This is a genomic window from Vibrio sp. RE86 (assembly GCF_013114545.1).
Lineage (GTDB): Bacteria > Pseudomonadota > Gammaproteobacteria > Enterobacterales > Vibrionaceae > Vibrio.
This window is the reverse complement of sequence record NZ_VTXI01000010.1, coordinates 66,255-87,690: the sequence shown is the minus strand read 5'-3', so window position 1 is coordinate 87,690 and position 21,436 is coordinate 66,255. Positions and strand designations below refer to the sequence as shown.

Genomic DNA, 21,436 nt, shown 5'->3' with positions numbered 1-21,436 from the left:
GTTAAAATTACTATCAGCCTAACTTTTCTGACAAGAAATCAATCAGCAAGCGAACTTTTGGAGATAAATTTCGATTTTGCGGGTACAGCGCCCAAATCCCTTCTCGTTCATCACGATACTCAGTCAACACTTCAACGAGCTCGCCAGAATCTAGCGCCTCCTGCACATAGTGATCAGGCAATTGGACTAAACCCAAACCACGTTTCGCCGCATCTAACAGCGCATAACCCGAGTTACAATGAATTCGTCCCGACACTCGGACAGACTTCTCCCCTTTCAAGTCCTTAAATCGCCAATAATCCACCGAACCAACCAAACATTGATGATGAGTAAGTTCAGACAGAGTATGCGGCTCGCCAAATCGATCAAGATAGCTAGGGCTCGCGCACACGTAGAGTTGACGTGTCGATAAGCGTTTGGCTATCAAGCTAGAGTCTTGCAATCGGCCTAAACGGATTGCGACGTCTACTCCAAGCTCAATTAGGTCAAGCTTTTGGTTCGTGAGCATTAAATCCAAATCAACTTGAGGGTAGAGTTCTAGGAATTGATGAAGAAGCGGTGCAAGGTTTTGCTCGCCAAACGTAACGGGAGCTGTGACTTTGAGTAAACCTTTTGGCGTAGACTGCATTTGTGTCACGGCGAGCTCAGCAAGTTCTAAACCTTCCACAAGGTGTTTACATTGCTGATAGTAGAGTTGCCCCGCTTCCGTTAAAGAGACTTTACGAGTAGTACGGTTGAACAACTTCACCGCCAAACGCTCTTCAAGGGCAGAGACTCGGCGGCTGATCTGAGCGACTGAAGTATCTAGCTTGTTCGCCGCCGCAGTAAATGATTGAGTTTCTGCAACACCAACAAACTCACTCACTCCTTCCCAATTGGCCATATATCCCCATTGAGCACGCTTAAAGTGCAATAATTAAACTAAAATAATGATTTATTATTACAAATGGGTAATAGATAGGGCAATCTTAATTACGCCTACTTTCTTCACATCGACTTCATCGCTTGGCGAATCAGTTGTTCGATCTTATTCATGACTGGATGTTGGTAATTCACACGGTGGTAGTGGATACCGACGTCGTATTTGAGTTGCTCACCATTCAATAACAGTGGCACTTTAACCACATCAGAAGAGACCTCTGCACCTACATCAAAACAAACGAAGACGTAACCTGCCTTTGCTACACAGTCCATCGCACCGCCCAGTGATGCAACGGTTAGTCCCTGCTTTAACGCAATGCCCGCACTTTTTCGTACTCGTTCATAGTAAGCGCTGCTGTCAAACGCTCCCATCGACACTCGTACGTTTTTCTCTTCAACTAAATTGCTGAGTTCGATATGCTCTGCCTTGGCTAGCGAGCTTTGTTTACTCACGTACACATAGAGCCCTAAAGACCCAACTTTTCGCTCAAGAAGTTGATCGTTAAAGTCATTTGGGTAGCCCGCAATGCCAACCGATAGCGTATCAGGTTTAGGAAACTCAACCCCATCAAGAGACCAGTCCACAAAAGAGATTTTCGAGTTCGAGTTGGCAACCTGTAGGCCTTCTACCAAGGGGATTGTAACCAACCTACTCAGTGGATTCACAACATAAAAGAAAAACTCCAGTGATTTATCTGCGTGATCAAAGCCATAAGACGCTTGCTGCGTGTGCTCTAACACTTCGAGGGGAGATTGAATGTATTCGATCAGCTGCTTGGTAAACAATGTGGGGGTATAAACACCTTTGTTCACTACAAACAATTCATTGCCAAAGCAGTCTCGACATTCTGACAAATGACGATTAAACGTCGCTCGGCTTATCTTAAGTTCATGACAAACCTTAGATTGACTAGAGTGTCTCGATAACGAAGTTAAGAATCGGTAAAGGTTTAAGTCAAAACGGTGCTTCACGATAGCTCCATTATCACAGCAAGGAATCTGTTTAAGATACACGAGAGCTTTGCGGCTTGCCCCTACGTCGTCACTAATATTCCAACTGCACCACAAGAATCCGGTTCCGATTGATCAAGATTACGTTTGTCATTGATGGTTATGCTAAAATTCGATTTTAACTCCTTAGCTACCGCCCATTATGTCCAAATTTAAACTCACCATTGGTGCCGCCGTCATCGCCATTTCTCTCGTTCTTGCTTGGGTATTCATCCCAACTCATGTGCGTCTCAGTAGCGAAGTCCTCAATAAACCGGTTGGTGATGGCTTTAAAGTGTTAGGCTACAAAGCGATGTCTACCGAGCCTAAAGACGGCAAACTACTGCATTTCTTTTTGATTGACGAAGATAGCTCAATCAAAGACGTTGAACCTTTTCTCATCACCTCAGATCCCTTTATCAAGGTTGAAGCAACAGATGAAAACAAGCTTTCTCTGACGATTAATGGCCGTGTAAAGCATCTTGATAACGACTTGTGGGTTGAGCGCCCAGACGGCACTGTGATCCATTGGTTCATCAGCGCAGACGTAAAATACGTTCGTTAACCACTGTAGGCTAATACGTAAGACGCTAGTATTCATCGACCAAACAGGTAAAATCACGCTCAACTGATTTTACCTGTAATGAACACTCTGATGCATCAACCTGAAAACCTGTTTACGCGCTTCGAAAATTCAATCTCAGAATATTCGCTCCCAAGCAAGTTTACATTCCCGTTCTACTACACTCCTCACCCACTTTGTGTTCTTGCCGCAGAGCAGTTGCAGCAGCATTTGAGCACTCAGCAAGAGTGGCAACATGACTTTGGCGACGTAGATACCTTCTCGGGAACCGGAAAGATGTTCGGTGTTCTTCTGGTTAAATCCCCCGCAGGCGAGATAGGTTATCTCTCCGCTTTTTCAGGCAAAATCGCCGACCAAAACTTGCTGCCCGGTTTCGTTCCACCTGTTTTCGATATGTTAGCGGAGCAGAGTTTCTTTCGTAACGAATTGGCTGAAATTACGGCGCTCAATGAACAAGTCACAAGCATTGCAGCAAACTCTCAACATTTACAGCTTAAAGAGTCGTTAAAGATTTTAGAATCTCAGTACAATGAAGCTGAAGCAAAGCAACGCGAAGCCATTATTCAAGGCCGAGCGCAACGCAAAGCTGAGCGAGAAAAAGCTGAACTCACGTTGGCGAAGCCTGAACTTGATACACTACTGGAAGTTCTCGGCAAACAGAGTGTTGCCGACAAAAATAAGCTGAAATATTTGAAACTTGAGTGGGACGCAAAGATTGCCGAAGTCGCACAAGCTTTATCGGTGCATACTGACCAACTAGAGCAGCTTAAAGCGCAACGCAAAGAACTCTCAAATGCGCTGCAAAACAAGCTGTTTGAACAATACCAGTTCCTAAATGCCGATAATCAAGAGTCGTCATTAAGAGCGATCTTTGCACCAACGACTAGCCCGACACCACCAGCGGGCGCCGGTGAATGTGCCGCTCCTAAACTACTCCACTTTGCCTTTAAGCATGGCTTTAAGCCGCTAGCATTGGCAGAGTTCTGGTGGGGCAGCTCTCCGAAATCGGAAATTCGCCAACATGGGAAATTTTATCCATCCTGTAACAGTAAATGCCAACCGATCCTAGGCCACATGCTGCAAGGGCTAGACGTTGATGATAATCCACTGGAAGAGAATTGGGCTGAAGATAAAGAGCTGGAAATCTTGTTTGAAGATGATGCGATGGTCATCGTCAACAAACCATCTGGCTTGTTGTCTGTACCAGGTAAAACAATCAAAGATTCGGCTTATACCCGTTTGCAAGAACGCTACCCAGATGTTGAAGGACCTTTTGTCATCCACCGTTTGGATATGGCGACATCTGGCCTGTTAGTGTTTGCGTTAACAAAGCGAGCAAATAAGAGCTTACAGAAACAATTTATTTCCCGTGGTGTACAAAAACGCTACGTCGCTTTGCTTGATGGAGCGATCAAAGACATGACAGGCGAGATACAGCTTCCTATGCGGGGCGATCCGGTTGATAGGCCGCGTCAGTTAGTTTGCTATGAACATGGAAAACCAGCAGAAACCTATTGGGAAGCGATTTCAACGTTAAACGGAAAAACGAAATTATACCTATACCCTAAAACAGGACGTACGCACCAACTTCGCGTTCATTGTGCCCATCAACTAGGATTAAACACGCCAATGGTCGGTGATACTCTCTACGGCGAAAAAGCGGATAGGTTACATCTTCACGCAGAAAGGCTTGAACTCTCTCATCCATACAGTGGCGAGCGAATGACCTTCCAAGTCGAACCCGACTTTTAACCCAGTTAGAGGTAGAAAAGTGGTAGGCATTTATCGATTATTTCGATAGTAACAATAGATAAGTTTCATTAAGCCTAACTTACATTCCGATACTTCATTCTGTATAATAACTCCTCGACCGAGGAGTTATTATGTCCACAATTGCAGTTCAGAAAATTCAAGCGCTATTCGCACAAATCCAGCTCTACCACGGCATAGATGGTTTGCTGCGCCTTGAAGAATCCGTCAATGCAATCTGCGACAAGTATCAATGCCCTCTTCCTTTAGCGCAAAAACATTTTTTGGCGGGAATGAAGCACGATCGACTCGATCAGCTTGATGAAGCCATCGAGCAGTACAATCTCTGCTTAAGCCAGTGCTCCAACAGTGACATTATCTTGAATCTGCACGTACACATCGTGATGGGCTCAATCTACGCCGACCGCGAAGACTACAACGAAGCGTACCGAATTTATCAAGTTGTCCTCGACAAAGTTCACTTTCTTGATGATAACTATCTCGCATTCGCGTACACCAATATCAGCGACTTCTACCTGTGTTTAAAGGAATATCAGTCTGCCTACGAACTCGCCGCTCTTGGGGAAAAAAGTGGCCGAACCGTCGGTAACTACGTCAATCAATCAATCTGCTTACTAAACATGGGCTTTGCACTTGGTCACCTAAGACAACATGAAAAAGCGGTTAAGTATATTGAACAAGCCAAATCTATCGCTGCAACACTGACGAACACCCGAAATGAAGCCATCGCTTATGGTTACCTAGGGCAAGTTAAGTCATTGGCTAACTGTTACGAAAAGTCCGAAGTTATTGCTAATTTTGAGCAAGCCGAGACCCTTTTTAAGAAAGTCTTCGATGCCCACAATCAGACCGAGAATTTGATTTGCTTCGCCGCATACCTAGAGCAGCAAAATGATGACGCAAGAGCATTTGAGATCTGTCATCAACTTAAAGACAAAGTCGACGCCTCCTCAAACTATGGTTTTTTTGAAACGTTCTATAAAACTCAAATCAAGTTGGCAGAGAAGCGTCAAGATCACCGTAGTTTGCTACAACTGCAGCGCGAGTATATTGCCGCCGGAGAAAACGCTTTAAACCGTGCTCAACACCGTGAGTGCGTGGGAATATTAAACAGCGTTGCGCAAATAAATACCGAGCAAGATCGTTTGCTGCTAGCTAGAATGGAAGAACAAATTGGGTTGATCACAGAAGTGGGTCAGTACATTGCAACCAATGAAAATATCAAAGAAAATCTTCCATTCATCTACAACAAAGTGGGCTCTATCTTCCCAAGCGAAGAGTTTGGTATCGCATTGTACGATGAGGTATCTCAAATTCTTAGCTACGACTACTTCTATGATCAAGACGGCTTTGTAGAAAGTACGTCTATCGACTGTTCCAAAGAGCATTCCGTCGGCAGCTATGTGGTTAAAAACAAAGAGACGGTCCACCTCAACCGCATTGTTGAGGAGTCTTTTGATGTGATGGTGCCAAAGCAGTATCGTGAGACAAGCGATAAGGTGCAATATAAGAGTAAAGAAAAGCCCGTGCAATCGATCATGCTTACGCCAATTATGCTGGGTAACAAAGTCCTAGGTGTACTTTCAGTACAACACGCATTACCTGACCAATATCAGCAAGTTCACCGTAACCTGTTTGAAAAGCTCGCAAGCTTTATCGCGATTGCCTTAGAAAATTATGTCCAAAGACAAGAACTACGCCAAGCGAATATGATGTTGGATGAGCTTTCAAAAACCGATCCTCTCACCAAGCTCTATAATCGCTACCAGCTTGATAAGATTGGGCCCAAATTGGCAAAGGTTGCAGCACAAGAAAAGCATCACTTAGCGGTTATCATGATTGATATTGATTACTATAAAGGGTTCAATGATTTTCACGGTCACCAAATGGGTGATCACGCTTTGACCGAAGTTTCAGCCCAAATGAAGAAAGCATTCAGTTCACAAGGCGACTACCTGTTTCGCTATGGCGGTGATGAGTTTATGGTGCTTTGCTACAATCAATCGACTCATTCAATTGAACAAAAACTCTCTTCCCTACAAGAGTCAGTGAAAGGTCTTGGGCTTAGCAATCCGCTGTCTGAGTGTAGCCAATTTCTAACTCTCTCAATGGGTGCTGCAAATTACACCCAGATGGAAAGTCACTATATGAGTTTCGACCTACTTTGTAACCTAGCAGATAAAGAGCTCTACAAAGCCAAAAAGCTAGGAAAAAACACCTTTAGTATGGTCTCTAGAACGGCTGAGTTTACTTAAAAATTCAGACTCAAGCTGCTGATAATTTAGTAGTTAATGTATTAATCAAATGAAACAAAATGCAAAGATTCTCAAAAATGAGAAATACACTGTTCTGCATATACTTCACGAGTAATGGAACAGGATTCCATTTAAACTTCGTCTCGTTATTTTACTGTTCTTCATTCTATAAATTGAGGCAATATGAAAAGAAGTTTTCTCTCTCTCGTTCTGGCACTTTCTTTCCCTGTTATCGCAAATGCCAATTCAGATCTTCGCGCCAGCCAAGCTTTAGAACGTCTTAATAGTTACTCTGAAAGTGATCTATCTAAGCCTGTTTTTAATGTGACGTATCGAGAGTTCCTAGAGAAAGTTGTTTTCATTAACTCCATCCCGGAAGGCGGAAGGTTAGTAGCCATGTCTGATGGCTCAGAATGTAACGGTATCTACGACTTCGGTTATTGTATCGAGTTTGAAGCATCCGCTGCCGGTATCGAAGCTCTTATCGTCGACACTGTCGTTACATCCGTATTCACAGATCAAGACAACGACCGTCCGACTAGTCCAGTAACGGTACCTTTGCTTCCTTTACCAACACCACCTGTCGCTGATGAACCTGTTTTTGGTGTAAACCCAATCGACCCTGGCTATGGCGTAAACCCCATTGAGCCGGGTTACGGCGTAGACCCATTGCCACCGTATGACGAGAACGCGCCTATCGTAAGCCCTGTACTTTGGGGACATAACTTAGCGATCGTTAAAAGTTGGACAGGTGCTATCAACCCAGTGTCGATGCAAAGCTATAAAGCGATGATTGCTATGGCTAACTCACCAGAAGCCAAATTGGCAACGCTGAAAATGATGCTCGTTAATGAGATTTCTGTAGCAAACATTCTAAACGTACTCGAAAACAACGAGGAGTTTGTTAAGGCTTACCCAGAACTATTTGACGTTGATCGCTTCGGAAACCCTAAAGCGACACCTGCATTAGAAAAGCTAGTCGAGCAAAAAAGAAATTTACAATGGGGTGATCACGTAGATTCGTACTACGAAGGCATTAGTGAAATCTACGAAGGAATTGATAGCCTAGAGAACAAACTAAAGTTTGCCACAATGCTTGATAGTTTTATGATCGGCGGTACCAACAAGTCATTGTTAGAAGTAATGCAAGGCAACGGTTACTTGGTTGATGTTCCTACAGGAGAGCGCGATCGCGATTTAGCAAGCGACATCTTAGAAAAAGCCAAAGAACACTGGTTAGACAACACAGTACCTGGCGGAAGAGTTATCACGGATGCCGAGAAACAAGCCATCGCACTCCATAAAATCTTTGCAAAAGCAGGAATGGAGCACTTGGAAGTATCACTGGTTGATGGTGAAGTACAAGTGTTCAACCCAAACAACGGTAAGATCCTGAACGACAAGCAAGTCATGGCGAAGCTAACTAAAGCGGCGACAAAAAACGCTCAAGCTCGACGCGATAGCAGAGAGTACGGCCCGGGTGAACGTTTTGACGAAGTAAGAGACTACGAGACTTCAGATCAGATTGACGCGCTTAACGCTATGTTTACCAAAGCTGGGTTCAGTGCAGTCGCTATTCACAATGCCAAAGATGGTGACCTTGTAATCACACTTGCAGATGGAACTATCTATACCATTGTACCAAGCGGAGGCAATGGTACTAAGTCTGGAACGCTTGACGAATTTAAAGTTGCGGCCAAAAGCCACATTAAGTCTGACCAAGCGAAACAACGTCGAGAGGCACGCCGTCAAGATCGACACGATCGACATGATGCACGTACGCCTAATAGAAAGAGTTCATTTAACGGCGAGCGAGTAAAAGATATCGTGAAAGAACGTCGCAACAAATAGCCCTCTAAAGCCCTGAGTTCAGCTCGGGGCTTTTCACTGTTGAGACATATCTCTCTTTTTACCCAGACGGCTCTCGTTTTCAAGCACTTATATACGTAGCATATCAAGATAAACAAAAGGAACTTGGTATGACAACGTACACCGCATTAGTAAAGTGGCACCGCCAAAGCCACGAACCCTTTAATGACAACCAATACAGCCGTGGGCACACTTGGTCTTTTGATGGTGGTGTTGTTGTCCCAGCGTCATCCTCGCCTCATGTCGTCCCCTTACCACTCTCTGTCGAAGCGAACGTTGACCCTGAAGAAGCGTTTATTGCCGCAATTTCAAGCTGTCACATGCTGACGTTTTTGGGTATTGCCGCGAAGCGACGCTATGTTATCGATAGCTACACAGACCAAGCCGTTGGCTGTATGGAAGAAGACGAAAATGGCCGAACGTCAGTAACTCAAGTCGTTTTACGCCCGAAGATTGTCTTTATTGGTGACAAACAACCAAGCCTTGAGCAACTCGAAAAGTTACACCATTTAGCCCACCAGCACTGCTTCATCGCCAATTCGGTCAAAACCGATATCACCACTGAAGTTACCTTGTGAGGCCACAATGAAAAAACCAATTTTACTCACTACATTTGTCGGGTTTGGTCTGTTTATCCTCTTTGGCCAACAAAGTGGCCTGTTTGGAACAAGTAATCCTGAATCCTTTCCTAAGCTACCTGACTCAGCCGGGTTCAACGTCTCAACAAAATTCGATGGAAATTGGCTCGGAAGAAGAGTCGATGTAACAGGTAATAACATGTGTGAACGTACGACCATTACGGGCAACATTACCGATGGCTTAGCGACCTTTCATCTCACCTACAACGGGACACCACTCCAAGGTTGGATTAATCAAGACACGAACGAACTGCGCCTTTACGCGCGAAATCGGCAGTGGGACTATCGCTTTACAGGGTTAGCTAGCCCGACAAAAATTCAAGGAAAATGGCATTTAACTAATGGCCCTTGCAAGGGAACTTGGTATCTAGAAAAACAAAGCTGATCAACCTATTCGCCTTCATGCTACACTCTGCACCAAATCAGGCGGTCTGCCTAAACCTTTCGACAGTTAGAGTGTAGCTATGTCATTCTCAAAACTCGGCTTGAGCCAACCTATCACCACTGCAATTTCTGAACTTGGTTACGACAAACCAACCACCATTCAGCAAAAAGCGATCCCTGTAATCTTAAAAGGTGAAGACCTTATTGCAGCTGCGCAAACAGGTACGGGTAAAACAGCGAGCTTTGTTCTTCCTATCCTAGAAAAGCTTTCTCAAGGCGAGACTCAACGTAAAAAGCGCATTCGTGCTTTGATTTTAACTCCTACCCGTGAGCTGGCTGTTCAGGTTGAGCAAAAAATTCAAGACTACAGTAAGCATTTGGGGCTAACCTCGCTTGCAATGTACGGTGGTGTTGATGAGCAATCACAAAAACAAGCGCTCATTGAGGGTGTTGATATTCTTGTTGCCACGCCTGGCCGTCTTTTAGACATGTATGGCAGGCGAGCGGTGTACTTTGAAGAAGTAGAGATGCTCGTTCTCGACGAAGCGGACCGTATGTTGGATATGGGCTTTATCGAAGACATAAACAAGATCCTAGATCGACTGCCTACTGACATTCAAAACTTGCTGTTCTCAGCAACACTTTCAAACAAAGTTCGTGACCTTGCAAAAACAGCCGTTCATGACCCTTACGAGATTTCGATTGCCGCCAATCAAGCATCTAAGAAGAACATCGAACAGTGGTTAATCACCGTTGATAAAGATAAAAAATCAGCGCTCCTTAGCCACTTGATCAAAGAGAACGATTGGGACCAAGCACTGATCTTCATCGAAACGAAACATGGCGCGGCAAAATTGGCTTCTCAGCTAGAAAAGCGTGGCATCATGGCCGAGGCTTTCCATAGTGGCCGAAGCCAAGCGATACGCTCGAAGCTACTCGAAGACTTTAAAGCGGGTAAGATTCAATACATGATTGCTACTGGTGTTGGTGCTCGTGGTATTGATATTGAAGGCCTGTCACGCGTGATCAACTATGACTTACCCTTCCCTGCCGATGAATATGTACACCGTATTGGACGTACGGGTCGAGCGGACGCCGAGGGTGAAGCGATTTCATTTGTTTCGAAAGACAATTTCAAAAACCTATGCATGATTGAAAGCCGCTTAGGTCACCTGATTGAACGCCGCGAAATCGAAGGGTTTGAGCCACGTAAGCCAGTGCCTATCTCTATTTTGAACTATGTGCCTAAACACAAACGTCAACAAGAGGAGCAGTAAATGTCTGCACCAACCAAAATAACCTTTTTTGAGTTTTTAACGCCGTTAGTCGCCTCGGGTAAAAAGACCATCACCATTCGTGACGAGTCTGAATCACACTATGTGCCGGGCACCACAGTAGAAGTGTTTACATTAGAGACAAATGAAAAAGTGTGTGAAGTAAAGATTTTGTCAGTCAAACCTTTGCATTATAACGATATCAATGAGTTTCACGCCGAGCAGGAATACATCGAACTGCCAAAGCTAAAAAAGCTTATTCGAGAGATTTACCCTGATACGAATACCTTATTCGAGATCAGTTACGAACTCGTCTAATCTCCGCTATAGCAGGCTCTTAACGAGGGTCTGCTTTTCTCCATATATTGAGTTTCCTCCCAAATCTTTCATATTGCACTTGTTTCACTCCTCTCCCTATATTTTTATGGTATAACGTTACTATTAAACTAATAAGATCCTTGTGAAGTAGGGGATAAATATGTCTAGGTCATTGAGTCGCTTCCATTATATGCCGGTCATAGCACTCGCTATATCCATGTTGGTTGGGGGCTATTACTATCACAACACCTTAAATACTTGGACGACTAAAATCGTCAGTGGCTATATGACAAGCCTCCTTGACGATGTCGCTCACCAAATCAATGAGCAGAAACTGGATCTCTATGATATGGAGCAACCGGACATTGACTCATTTATCGATAACTTATCGCAATCAAGATTTGGACAACGGTTCACCATCATTCACAGTAGCGGATTGGTATTGGGCGATTCTCAGCTCTCTAACAGAGAAATACAAAATCTAGAAGACCATAGTATTCGCCCCGAAGTCTCCGCTGCTTTAACTGGTGATATTGGTATATACAAGCGTCACAGCGAAAGTCTTAACCAAGACTTGCTTTATGTCGCTCAAAAACTTCAGCTGCCACCCGATGAACATGGACACGACACCAATTACGTCATTCGACTAGCCATGCCCTTAACCGCGTTGTCTGCGATGACAAACGAACTTGAGATCATCTTCTTTGCCTTGATGGCTAGCTCATTTATCGTATTGATTAGCTCATTGTGGTTCAGCAATCGCAAAATCTTTGCCGTGGTTACAGACGAGCGTGAACAACAAGAACTTCGTATTGAGAAAAGCACGAGAGAAATTGAGCTTCTTCATCAACTCGCAAACATGCTTGCTGCGTGTAATAACATCAAGGAAGCGCAAGTTGTCGTCGCTGATATCATCCCTCGAGTGTTGGGTGACATCAACGGATCGGTCTCAATTATGCGCGAGTCCCGTAATCAGTTAGAAATTAAACTCGACTGGGGCGGAGAATGGCCTGCGACAAAAGTCTACGCACCCAATGACTGTTGGGCGCTAAGAAAAGGCAAATATCATCTTTCCCAAGAAAAGCATCACAATCTTTCCTGTAACCATATGGGGTCTTGTCATGATGATGGGCTAACCATGTGCATTCCTTTAACGGCACACGGCAATACTGTTGGTATGTTCCATTTACATTTTACTCGCCAACACCACCCGATCTGCGACGAAACTAAACAGCTCGCATTCACGATCGCTGAACATCTAGGGTTAGCACTGGCCAATCTCAGCCTGCAAGAGAAACTTCGCTCACAAGCAATGCGAGACCCATTAACTGGCCTTTACAACCGCCGATTCTTTGAAGAAGTGTTTGATCGAGAATGGTCGAAGTCAGGCCAAGATCAAGTACCACTATCACTCTTGATGCTCGATTTAGATCACTTCAAACGCTTCAACGATAATTTTGGTCATGACGCGGGAGATTATGTATTAAAAGAAGTGGCAAATACCATTACTCGACTGATTGGCGAAGATGATGTCGCATGCCGATTAGGGGGAGAAGAGCTTGCCGTTATCTCACCGCATAGTGATATCGAGCAGTCCTATGCTCTGGCTGAAGAGATCGTAGAAGCGATCAGAGAATTGCATCTCGATATGAAAGGACTCTCTTTAGGCCAACTTGGCGTATCGATTGGAGTAACAACTTACCCTGACAACAATATGACGACCGTAGAACTGGTTAAAGCCGCAGACACCGCACTTTACAAAGCAAAAGAAAACGGTCGCAGCCAAGCCATCCATACCCAGAATAGAGTCACTCGACTTGACCCTTCTCGGACAAAAGCCGAACACTCAGACATTCTTCCACTCAAGCAGTCCGATTAAAAAGGTCGAGATGAAACTTATAACGCGCACTAGACGACTGGTCTAGTGCGCGTTATAGTGCTCGCCATGAACGCAAAAACACAAGACACAAAGCAACACATTCTGGCTGTCGGTTACGAATTAGTCGTGACCAAGGGCTTTACCGCTGTTGGCTTATCTGAACTTTTAAAAACCGCCGATGTTCCCAAAGGCTCGTTTTATCACTACTTTAAGTCCAAAGAACAGTTTGGTGAAACGCTGATTGAAGAGTACTTCAAAAGCTACATTCAGCGCGTTGATGGACTATTTTCTGAGCCGGACCTCACTAGCTATGACAAGTTGATTGGGTACTTTTCTCGCTGGCTAGAAGTCGAAAATGGTGTGTGTAATGCCAATAAGTGTCTTGTTGTTAAACTCAGTGCCGAAGTCGCTGACTTATCCGAGACTATGCGCATTAAACTGGCTAACGGTGCCGAACGCATCATCGACCAACTTGCAAGCTGCATAGCCGCGGGTATTGAAGATAGCTCAATCCAAACTTCTGACGCTAATGCTTTGGCTCGTCAGCTCTACCAGCAATGGCTAGGCGCGAGTTTGCTCAACAAGTTACTTCAAGACCGTTCTAATTTAGAGCACTGTTTTGAAACCACAAAAAAGCTATTAACCGCATAGAAATACCCCGCCTGATTAATGGCGGGATTTTTTGAAACAAACACTAGACGACTGGTCTAGTAGCAATCAAAACAAATCGATGTGCAGATAATTGCGCAGGAAAAATCGCTTAGAGCAAGGCATAGATTGCAGCTAGCTAGTTGACCTACCTACAAAATCTATAACGAAGCTATCAGCGATTTTAACCAGCAAGAATGAACAGATATTTGTTTTGGTTGATACAAAAATAAAGGAATTACCATGACTGACTCTACAAACCGTCGCATTGTTTTGGCTTCTCGCCCAGTAGGCGCGCCAACTCCAGACAATTTCCGCTTAGAACAAAGTGACATTCCTACTCCGAAGCAAGGTGAAATGTTACTTCGCTCGGTTTATCTTTCCCTTGATCCCTACATGCGCGGACGAATGGGCGACGCAAAATCGTACGCCGATCCTGTTGCTTTGGATGAAGTGATGGTCGGTGGCACAGTGTGTCAGGTTGTACAATCCAACAATGCCGAGTTTGAAGAAGGCGAATGGGTACTTGCTTTCACTGGTTGGCAAGACTTTGGCATTTCTAACGGTGAAGGCCTAATCAAACTTGGTCAAAGCCCCGCTTACCCTTCTTATGCGCTCGGTGTAATGGGTATGCCCGGTTTCACCGCTTACATGGGCCTATTAGATATTGGCCAACCAAAGCAAGGTGATACGCTGGTTGTGGCAGCTGCGACAGGTGCAGTTGGTTCGATGGTAGGTCAAATTGGTAAATTAAAAGGTTGTCGTGTGATTGGCGTCGCGGGGGGCGAAGAAAAGTGTCAGTACGCAAAAGAGCAACTAGGCTTCGACGAGTGTATCGATCATAACGCAGACGACTTTGCGCAGCAGCTTGCAGCCGCGTGTCATGATGGTATCGATATCTACTTCGAAAACGTTGGCGGTAAAGTCTTTGATGCTGTCCTACCCCTGCTAAACACAGGCGCGCGTATCCCGTTGTGCGGTCTTATTTCTCAATACAACGCCACTGCATTGCCAGATGGCCCAGACCGCATGTCGATGTTAATGGCTCAGCTACTTATCAAGCGAATCAAAATGCAAGGCTTCATCATCTTCGACGACTACGGACATCGCTACGGAGAATTTGCCGCCGATATGTCTAAATGGCTAGCGGAAGGAAAAATCCATTACCGCGAGCATCTTGTTGAAGGGCTAGATCAAGCGCCTGAGTCGTTTATTGGTCTGCTAGAAGGAAAGAACTTCGGCAAACTTGTCATCAAAACAAACGAAGCACTGTAGGAGTTAGCTACCATGATTAAGTTGCATCACTTAAATCAGTCGCGTTCAAAACGCATTATTTGGCTTCTGGAAGAACTCGGCGTCGAATACTCAATCGTACCTTACCAGCGTGATAGCGTAACATTTCTTGCGCCACCGGAGCTGAAAACGATTCATCCTCTTGGTAAATCCCCAGTTATCGAAGAAGACGGGATGGTCATTACCGAGTCTGGCGCGATAACCGAATATTTAATTAGCAAATACGCACCGGAAACGTTAGCTCCAGAAGTTGGTAGTGCCGACCACTTAGACTACCTACAATGGCTTCACTTTGCTGAAAGCTCAGCGGCTCTGCCACTATTGCTAAAGGTATTTGTAGCAAAAGATGGAGCTCCAACCAATTTCCTATCCGATTACGCGGAAGTAGAAATCGACAAAGTGATGAGCTATGTGGATCAGCGCCTTGAAGGCAAACGTTATTTGGTCGCAGACAAACTGACGGGCGCAGACATCATGATGTCATTCATCGTCGACATTCTGTCAAACTTCGGAATGCTTGAGCGCTATAGCCACATCGCCGCTTACGCAAAACAACTTGCAAGCCATGAGTTCTACCGCAAGGCGGAACAACTGGAAGTTAAGTACAAATAATTTTAATTTTATAGAGCTGTGGCCTGTTCGCAGCTCTATTCTTACCGCCCCTCTAACACCTCTCAATAACCACAATTTTTAAGAGGATAGAAATCATCTATCGAATAGATAGAAATTACCAAATATCCTAATATCGATTTGCCGACTAAGCTCTAGCGTAACAAAACAATAAACCACGGATTAAATGTGGAGCTTAAGGAGCAAATTATGGATAACAAAAATGCACAATCTGGCGGTACCTGCCCAGTCATGCATGGCGGAGCAACATCTTCTGACAACTCAAACGTCGCTTGGTGGCCAAACGCACTGAATCTGGACATTCTCCATCAACACGACCATAAATCAAACCCAATGGGCGTAGACTTCAATTACCGCAGTGAACTAAAAAAACTTGACGTTGAAGCGCTAAAGCATGATCTGAAAGCATTAATGACTGACAGCCAAGAATGGTGGCCTGCTGACTGGGGTCATTACGGCGGTCTTATGATTCGTATGGCTTGGCACTCAGCGGGAACCTACCGTATTGGTGATGGCCGTGGTGGTGCCGACACTGGTAACCAACGTTTTGCTCCTCTCAACTCTTGGCCTGATAACGGCAACCTAGATAAAGCTCGTCGCTTACTGTGGCCGATTAAACAAAAATACGGCAACAAAATCAGCTGGGCCGATCTTATGATCCTTGCGGGCAACATGGCTTATGAATCGATGGGCCTTAAAACATTTGGTTTCGCATTTGGCCGTGAAGATATCTGGCACCCAGAGAAAGACATCTATTGGGGCGCAGAACAAGAATGGCTAGAGAAAAGCGGTGGCGAGAACAGCCGTTATTCTGAAGAACGCGACCTTGATAACCCACTTGCGGCTGTAATGATGGGCCTAATCTACGTCAACCCAGAAGGTGTAGACGGAGAACCTGACCCAGTTAAAACAGCGAAAGACATGCGTGAAACCTTCGCTCGTATGGGTATGAATGACGAAGAGACCGTTGCGCTAACGGCAGGCGGTCACACCGTGGGTAAAGCACATGGTAATGGAGACGCATCAAAATTGGGCCCAGAACCAGAGCGTGCTGGCATCGAAGAGCAAGGCTTCGGCTGGGTAAACAACGAATCACGTGGTATTGGTCGAGATACCGTAACAAGCGGTATTGAAGGCGCTTGGACAACCAATCCAACTCAATGGGATAACGGTTACTTCTACTTACTGCTGAACTATGACTGGTGGCTTCGTAAGAGTCCAGCAGGTGCATGGCAATGGGAACCAGTCAGCATCAAAGAAGAAGACAAACCCGTCGATGTGGAAGACCCAAGTATTCGCCTAAACCCAATCATGACCGATGCTGACATGGCACTGCGCATTGATCCTGAGTATCGTAAGATTTCTGATCGTTTCTACAATGATCCAGACTACTTCTCAGAGACCTTTGCTCGCGCTTGGTTCAAACTCACTCACAGAGATATGGGACCTAAGAGTCGCTACTTCGGCCCTGATGTTCCACAAGAAGAGCTCGTTTGGCAGGATCCTGTTCCAGCAGGCAACGCAGATTATGACGTTGAGGCAGTTAAAGCAAAAATCGCACAAAGCGGCCTAACAATCAGTGAGATGGTTTCAACCGCATGGGACAGCGCCAGAACTTATCGTGGATCAGATAAACGCGGTGGAGCGAATGGTTCGCGCATTCGACTTGCACCTCTTAACCAGTGGCAAGGAAACGAACCAGAAAGACTCGCGAAAGTGTTAAGTGTACTTGAGCCAATCGCATCAGAATTTGACGTGAGTCTCGCGGATGTGATTGTTCTTGCTGGCAACGTAGGCGTTGAACAAGCAGCAAAAGCAGCAGGATTCGAAACACAGGTACTATTTGCACCTGGTCGCGGTGATGCCTCTTTAGAGCAAACGGATGTAGAGTCTTTCGCAGTGTTAGAGCCTATTGCAGATGCATTCAGAAACTGGCAGAAACAGCACTACTCAGCAACGCCTGAAGAGCTCATGCTAAACCAAGCTCAACTACTTGGATTAACCGCACCAGAGATGACAGTTCTACTGGGTGGTATGCGCGTAATGGGGACTAACCACGGCGGTTCAAAACATGGGGTGTTTACCGACAACGTAGGCGTATTGAGTAACGACTTTTTCGTTAACTTGACCGACATGCGTTATGCATGGAAACCAACTGGCCGTAACTCTTACTCTATCGTAGAGCGCAAGTCAGGCGATGAAAAGTGGACAGCAACCCGTGCAGACCTTGTTTTCGGTTCAAACTCGATTCTTCGTGCCTACGCCGAAGTCTATGCGCAAGACGATAACAAAGAGAAGTTTGTTCGAGATTTTATCGCCACTTGGACAAAAGTCATGAACGCCGATCGTTTTGACCTAAACAAGTAACGCTTATTGAGTACTAGTGAGATTGGCAAACAAACCAAACATACACTAGGGTTAAATAAGTAGCACTGAAATGAGAAAAGAGGTGCATATCTGCACCTCTTATTTTAGAACCTCGGTTCAAGGAGAGTCCGTTATGATTACTTTCAATTTCTTTAAGCTATTCGATACCAAAGAACTGTTTATCTACTACTGATTTTTAGCCACAGCTTTCATCAGTACTGACGTATCCATACGTCCAAAACCGTCTTTTTGAAGCTCTGCGTATTGCTCATCCACTTTTTTGGTTAGCGGTAACTCAACCCCAACACGCTCCGCTTCTTTAAGACAAAAACCTAGATCTTTACGCATCCAGTCGATAGCAAAACCGAAATCAAATTTATCTTGAGCCATTGTCACTGCACGGTTCTCCATTTGCCAAGATCCCGCAGCGCCATGTTTAAGCGTATCAACCACCTGTTCAATGTCTAAGCCAGACTTTTGAGCTAGTAGGAGTGCTTCACTCAGCCCTTGAAGGATGCCACCAATACAAATCTGGTTGACCATCTTACAACGTTGGCCTTGACCATTCTCGCCCAGCAGCGTCATCTGTTTCGCGTATACGTCCATCACAGGCGCAGCCACATCAAACACAGATTGCTCACCGCCGCACATAATCGTCAAAACACCATTTTCAGCGCCAGCTTGACCACCAGACACAGGGGCATCAACAAACGTGTTGCCATTCGCTTTTGCCGCTTCTGCCAGTTCAATTGCAAGCTCAGCAGAAGTCGTAGTGTGGTCAACCAAAATTGCGCCAGGTTTCAGCCCTGCTAGAATGCCCTCTTCACCGTACACAACGCTGCGAACATCATCATCATTACCAACACAGACGAACACAATGTCACTGCCTTCTGCCGCCTGTTTTGGTGTTTCACACGCTATGCCTTGGTAATCACTCGCCCATTTGTCTGCTTTCGCTTTAGTGCGGTTAAACACGCTTGTTTCATAGCCCGCTTTGCTCAGAAAGCCTGCCATTGGGTAACCCATTACACCTAATCCAACGAAGGCTACTTTCTTATCGCTCATGTACTTCCCTTAACTGTTATCTTGTTATTGGCGCAGTGTACTAAACATTTAGAAACAAATTAACTTGTTCGCTACTGCAAAAACAAGAAAGCCCCCTAATGGAGGCTTTAATGATCACGGTTTTAACTTGTTCGGCTATGGCTGAGCTTTCTCTAATATACTTGAGTCTGTATAGGCGACCGGTTTGCCGTAGTTATCTAGGCCAGCGGAGCCATTCGAAACGGCTCACACTTTTACTCGCACTCTATGTGTGACAAAATTACGCCCCCTGTCCTGTTTTAAGTTGTAACCATGAACTATCAAGCGGCCATATTTGATATGGATGGCCTACTCCTCGACACCGAGCGAGTTTGTATGCGTGTATTTAAGCAAGCGTGTAAGACGGTCAATCAACCCTTTCACGAAGAAATTTACTTATCAATCATCGGCCGCAATGCGGCGGGTATCGAAAAAATCTTTCGTGCAGCCTATGGTGAGCACCATGATGACATTCATGCTGAGTGGAGCAAAAACTACAAAGCGATTGTGAACCATCAAGCTATCCCTGTGAAAGAAGGGGTGATTGAGCTTCTTACGTGGCTGAAAGAAAATCAGATTCCAACAGCCGTGGCCACTTCCACTCATAAAGAAGTAGCACAGCGTAAATTAGAACTTGCAGGCCTGAGCCAGTACTTTGATGGCATTACGTGTGGCTGTGAAGTATCTGCGGGTAAACCTGATCCTGAGATCTACCTTTTAGCGGCAAGCCGCCTTGGTGTCGAGCCGACTCAATGTCTCGCGTTCGAGGATTCTAATAATGGCGTATTAAGCGCTGTCGGTGCCCAAATGGTGACGTTCCAAATTCCGGATCTTGTCGAACCAAGTGAGGAAGTGAAAGCACTTAATCACTATATCGTGCCATCCCTCCATGAGGCACTCGCTCAGCTTAAATAGCGAACTCAGTAGCAAGTGCCGTGCTTGCTACTTTCCCCTCTTTTCATTCATTAGCATTTCCTTATATCTATAATCGCTTTTCCATAACCAAGCGTTCTATTAAAAAAATCGTCTACCCGTTTGATTTCTTTGGTCGTATCCCAACTATATTAAAGTGTGTTGAGATTTCGCTTGCTGTTGAATATCTCAATGTTGCTAGATGCCAAAACAAACGTAATAAGGAATAACAATGACAAACCAATACGTACCACCAAAAGTTTGGGAAAACGAACCAAGTAGCGGCAATCAGTGGGCTAACATTAACCGTCCAGATTCAGGCGCTCGATTTGAACGTGAACTGCCAGTCGGCGCACACCCTCTTCAACTCTACTCCCTTGGAACGCCAAACGGTCAAAAAGTGACAATCATGCTGGAAGAGCTGCTTGCTAAAGGCATCCAAGAAGCTGAATACGACGCGCACTTAATCAAAATTGGTGAATCTGACCAGTTCTCTTCGGGCTTTGTTGGTGTAAACCCGAACTCAAAGATTCCTGCATTGGTCGATAACTCAGGAGAAGCACCTGTTAACGTATTTGAATCGGCATCGATCCTCGTCCACTTGGCTGAAAAATTCGGTCAATTTTTACCAGAATCTGGCACTGAACGTACTCAAACATTTAACTGGCTATTTTGGGCGCAAGGCTCTGCACCTTTCTTAGGTGGTGGCTTTGGGCACTTCTACGCTTATGCTGATGAAAAACAAGAGTACCCAATTAACCGCTTTGCGATGGAAGCAAAGCGTCAATTGGATGTGTTAGATAAACAATTGGCGAACAATACCTTTGTTGCTGGTGAGGAATACACCATTGCAGATATGGCTATTTGGCCTTGGTATGGCAATTTGGTGCTAGGTAAGCTTTACGACGCCGCTGAGTTCCTACAGGTTCACACTTATGAAAATGTTGTTCGCTGGGCGAAACAGATTGAGTCACGCGAGGCAGTCCAACGTGGCCGAATTGTAAACCGTCCGTTTGGCGAAGAGTGGGAACAGGTACTAGAGCGCCACAGCGCAGAAGATATCGACAACATCATGAAACTTAAGCCTTAACGCTTCAGTTTACTCTCACGCTTTAATAAATTATCCCGTTCTAGCTACCCGCTGAACGGGATTTTTAGTTTCTGAATAGCGCTATAAAACTTATGGTTGATCGCTGCCTCTTAATTGATAATAATTATCATTACAATATTTAGAGGTATGTATGGATAATCAAAAGCTGCTCTACAATGCATTTTACAAATCTCAAGACCGCTTTCTTGCGCGTTATGTTCAATCTGGTTTTGAACCCGATGTCATTCACGACTATATCCATTGGGCAATGCTACTCGCTTCACAATACGAAGCAGGCGCTGAACATGAAAATCCCCTACTTTGCGAACTCTTTTTGCGTCAGCTGTATTTTAACTTGCTTGATGCTATCCAAGACCCCATTCGAAGCCGAATTTTCCGTCGAGTGTGCCTAGACTCTATCCATACCCCACTTCTGTGTCTCAAGCGCTATTACTACCAATGGGAAAATGGCGACGTGCGATTTTTACACTTACAACAACAACTACAGCGCATCCAAGCGCCACTTGATTGA

19 protein-coding genes are annotated in these 21,436 nt (G+C 45.0%); 16 read left to right on the top strand and 3 right to left on the bottom strand.

Annotation, left to right across the window (positions count from 1 at the left end; translation table 11 throughout):
- Window positions 1-13: 13 nt before the first annotated feature.
- Both F0231_RS11670 and F0231_RS11665 read right to left on the bottom strand, forming a co-directional pair.
- Window positions 14-883, bottom strand: coding sequence for a LysR family transcriptional regulator (locus F0231_RS11670; protein ID WP_171759897.1), 870 nt, complete (start codon window positions 881-883; stop codon window positions 14-16).
- Window positions 884-987: 104 nt separating this feature from the next.
- Window positions 988-1,893, bottom strand: coding sequence for a LysR family transcriptional regulator (locus tag F0231_RS11665; RefSeq protein WP_171759896.1), 906 nt, complete (start codon window positions 1,891-1,893; stop codon window positions 988-990).
- Window positions 1,894-2,074: 181 nt separating this feature from the next.
- Between F0231_RS11665 and F0231_RS11660 the strand changes: the two genes are divergently transcribed.
- The 13 genes from F0231_RS11660 (at window position 2,075) to katG (ending at window position 17,819) form a co-directional block, all read left to right on the top strand.
- Window positions 2,075-2,476, top strand: a complete 402-nt coding sequence (locus F0231_RS11660) for a hypothetical protein (RefSeq protein ID WP_171759895.1) — start codon at window positions 2,075-2,077, stop codon at window positions 2,474-2,476.
- 90 nt (window positions 2,477-2,566) lie between these two features.
- Complete coding sequence (locus F0231_RS11655) at window positions 2,567-4,246, top strand: pseudouridine synthase (RefSeq protein ID WP_171759894.1); 1,680 nt, start codon at window positions 2,567-2,569, stop codon at window positions 4,244-4,246.
- 131 nt (window positions 4,247-4,377) lie between these two features.
- Window positions 4,378-6,519 carry a diguanylate cyclase gene (locus F0231_RS11650; RefSeq protein WP_171759893.1) on the top strand — a complete coding sequence of 714 codons (2,142 nt, stop codon included), beginning with the start codon at window positions 4,378-4,380 and terminating at the stop codon, window positions 6,517-6,519.
- Window positions 6,520-6,702: 183 nt separating this feature from the next.
- Window positions 6,703-8,370, top strand: coding sequence for a hypothetical protein (locus tag F0231_RS11645; RefSeq protein ID WP_171759892.1), 1,668 nt, complete (start codon window positions 6,703-6,705; stop codon window positions 8,368-8,370).
- A 128-nt stretch (window positions 8,371-8,498) separates the two neighbouring features.
- Window positions 8,499-8,966, top strand: a complete 468-nt coding sequence (locus F0231_RS11640) for an OsmC family protein (RefSeq protein WP_171759891.1) — start codon at window positions 8,499-8,501, stop codon at window positions 8,964-8,966.
- 7 nt (window positions 8,967-8,973) lie between these two features.
- Window positions 8,974-9,411, top strand: coding sequence for a hypothetical protein (locus F0231_RS11635; protein ID WP_171759890.1), 438 nt, complete (start codon window positions 8,974-8,976; stop codon window positions 9,409-9,411).
- Between the two features lie 79 nt (window positions 9,412-9,490).
- Window positions 9,491-10,687 carry a DEAD/DEAH box helicase gene (locus F0231_RS11630; protein ID WP_171759889.1) on the top strand — a complete coding sequence of 399 codons (1,197 nt, stop codon included), beginning with the start codon at window positions 9,491-9,493 and terminating at the stop codon, window positions 10,685-10,687.
- A complete protein-coding gene (gene yqfB / locus F0231_RS11625; RefSeq protein WP_171759888.1) occupies window positions 10,688-11,002 on the top strand; it encodes a N(4)-acetylcytidine aminohydrolase in 315 nt (104 codons plus the stop codon).
- A gap of 160 nt (window positions 11,003-11,162) precedes the next feature.
- Window positions 11,163-12,881: a diguanylate cyclase gene (locus F0231_RS11620; RefSeq protein WP_171759887.1), complete on the top strand. Its 1,719-nt coding sequence runs from the start codon at window positions 11,163-11,165 to the stop codon at window positions 12,879-12,881.
- A gap of 66 nt (window positions 12,882-12,947) precedes the next feature.
- Window positions 12,948-13,532 carry a TetR/AcrR family transcriptional regulator gene (locus tag F0231_RS11615; RefSeq protein ID WP_171759886.1) on the top strand — a complete coding sequence of 195 codons (585 nt, stop codon included), beginning with the start codon at window positions 12,948-12,950 and terminating at the stop codon, window positions 13,530-13,532.
- Between the two features lie 240 nt (window positions 13,533-13,772).
- Window positions 13,773-14,804, top strand: a complete 1,032-nt coding sequence (locus tag F0231_RS11610) for an NADP-dependent oxidoreductase (RefSeq protein ID WP_171759885.1) — start codon at window positions 13,773-13,775, stop codon at window positions 14,802-14,804.
- A gap of 12 nt (window positions 14,805-14,816) precedes the next feature.
- Entirely contained in the window at window positions 14,817-15,434 is a 618-nt protein-coding gene (locus tag F0231_RS11605) for a glutathione S-transferase family protein (RefSeq protein ID WP_171759884.1), read from the top strand.
- Window positions 15,435-15,641: 207 nt separating this feature from the next.
- Window positions 15,642-17,819: a catalase/peroxidase HPI gene (katG, locus tag F0231_RS11600; protein WP_171759883.1), complete on the top strand. Its 2,178-nt coding sequence runs from the start codon at window positions 15,642-15,644 to the stop codon at window positions 17,817-17,819.
- A 186-nt stretch (window positions 17,820-18,005) separates the two neighbouring features.
- Here the strand turns inward: katG and F0231_RS11595 are convergent, their stop codons facing one another.
- The gene (locus tag F0231_RS11595) at window positions 18,006-18,884 is read right to left on the bottom strand and encodes an NAD(P)-dependent oxidoreductase (RefSeq protein WP_171759882.1); all 879 of its coding nucleotides are present in this window, start codon (window positions 18,882-18,884) and stop codon (window positions 18,006-18,008) included.
- A 291-nt stretch (window positions 18,885-19,175) separates the two neighbouring features.
- On the opposite strand from F0231_RS11595, the gene F0231_RS11590 reads away from it, so the two are divergent.
- From F0231_RS11590 to F0231_RS11580, 3 genes are all read left to right on the top strand, one after another.
- A complete protein-coding gene (locus tag F0231_RS11590; protein WP_171759881.1) occupies window positions 19,176-19,817 on the top strand; it encodes an HAD family phosphatase in 642 nt (213 codons plus the stop codon).
- Window positions 19,818-20,046: 229 nt separating this feature from the next.
- Window positions 20,047-20,904: a glutathione-dependent disulfide-bond oxidoreductase gene (gene yghU, locus F0231_RS11585; RefSeq protein ID WP_171759880.1), complete on the top strand. Its 858-nt coding sequence runs from the start codon at window positions 20,047-20,049 to the stop codon at window positions 20,902-20,904.
- Between the two features lie 151 nt (window positions 20,905-21,055).
- The gene (locus tag F0231_RS11580) at window positions 21,056-21,436 is read left to right on the top strand and encodes a hypothetical protein (RefSeq protein ID WP_171759879.1); all 381 of its coding nucleotides are present in this window, start codon (window positions 21,056-21,058) and stop codon (window positions 21,434-21,436) included.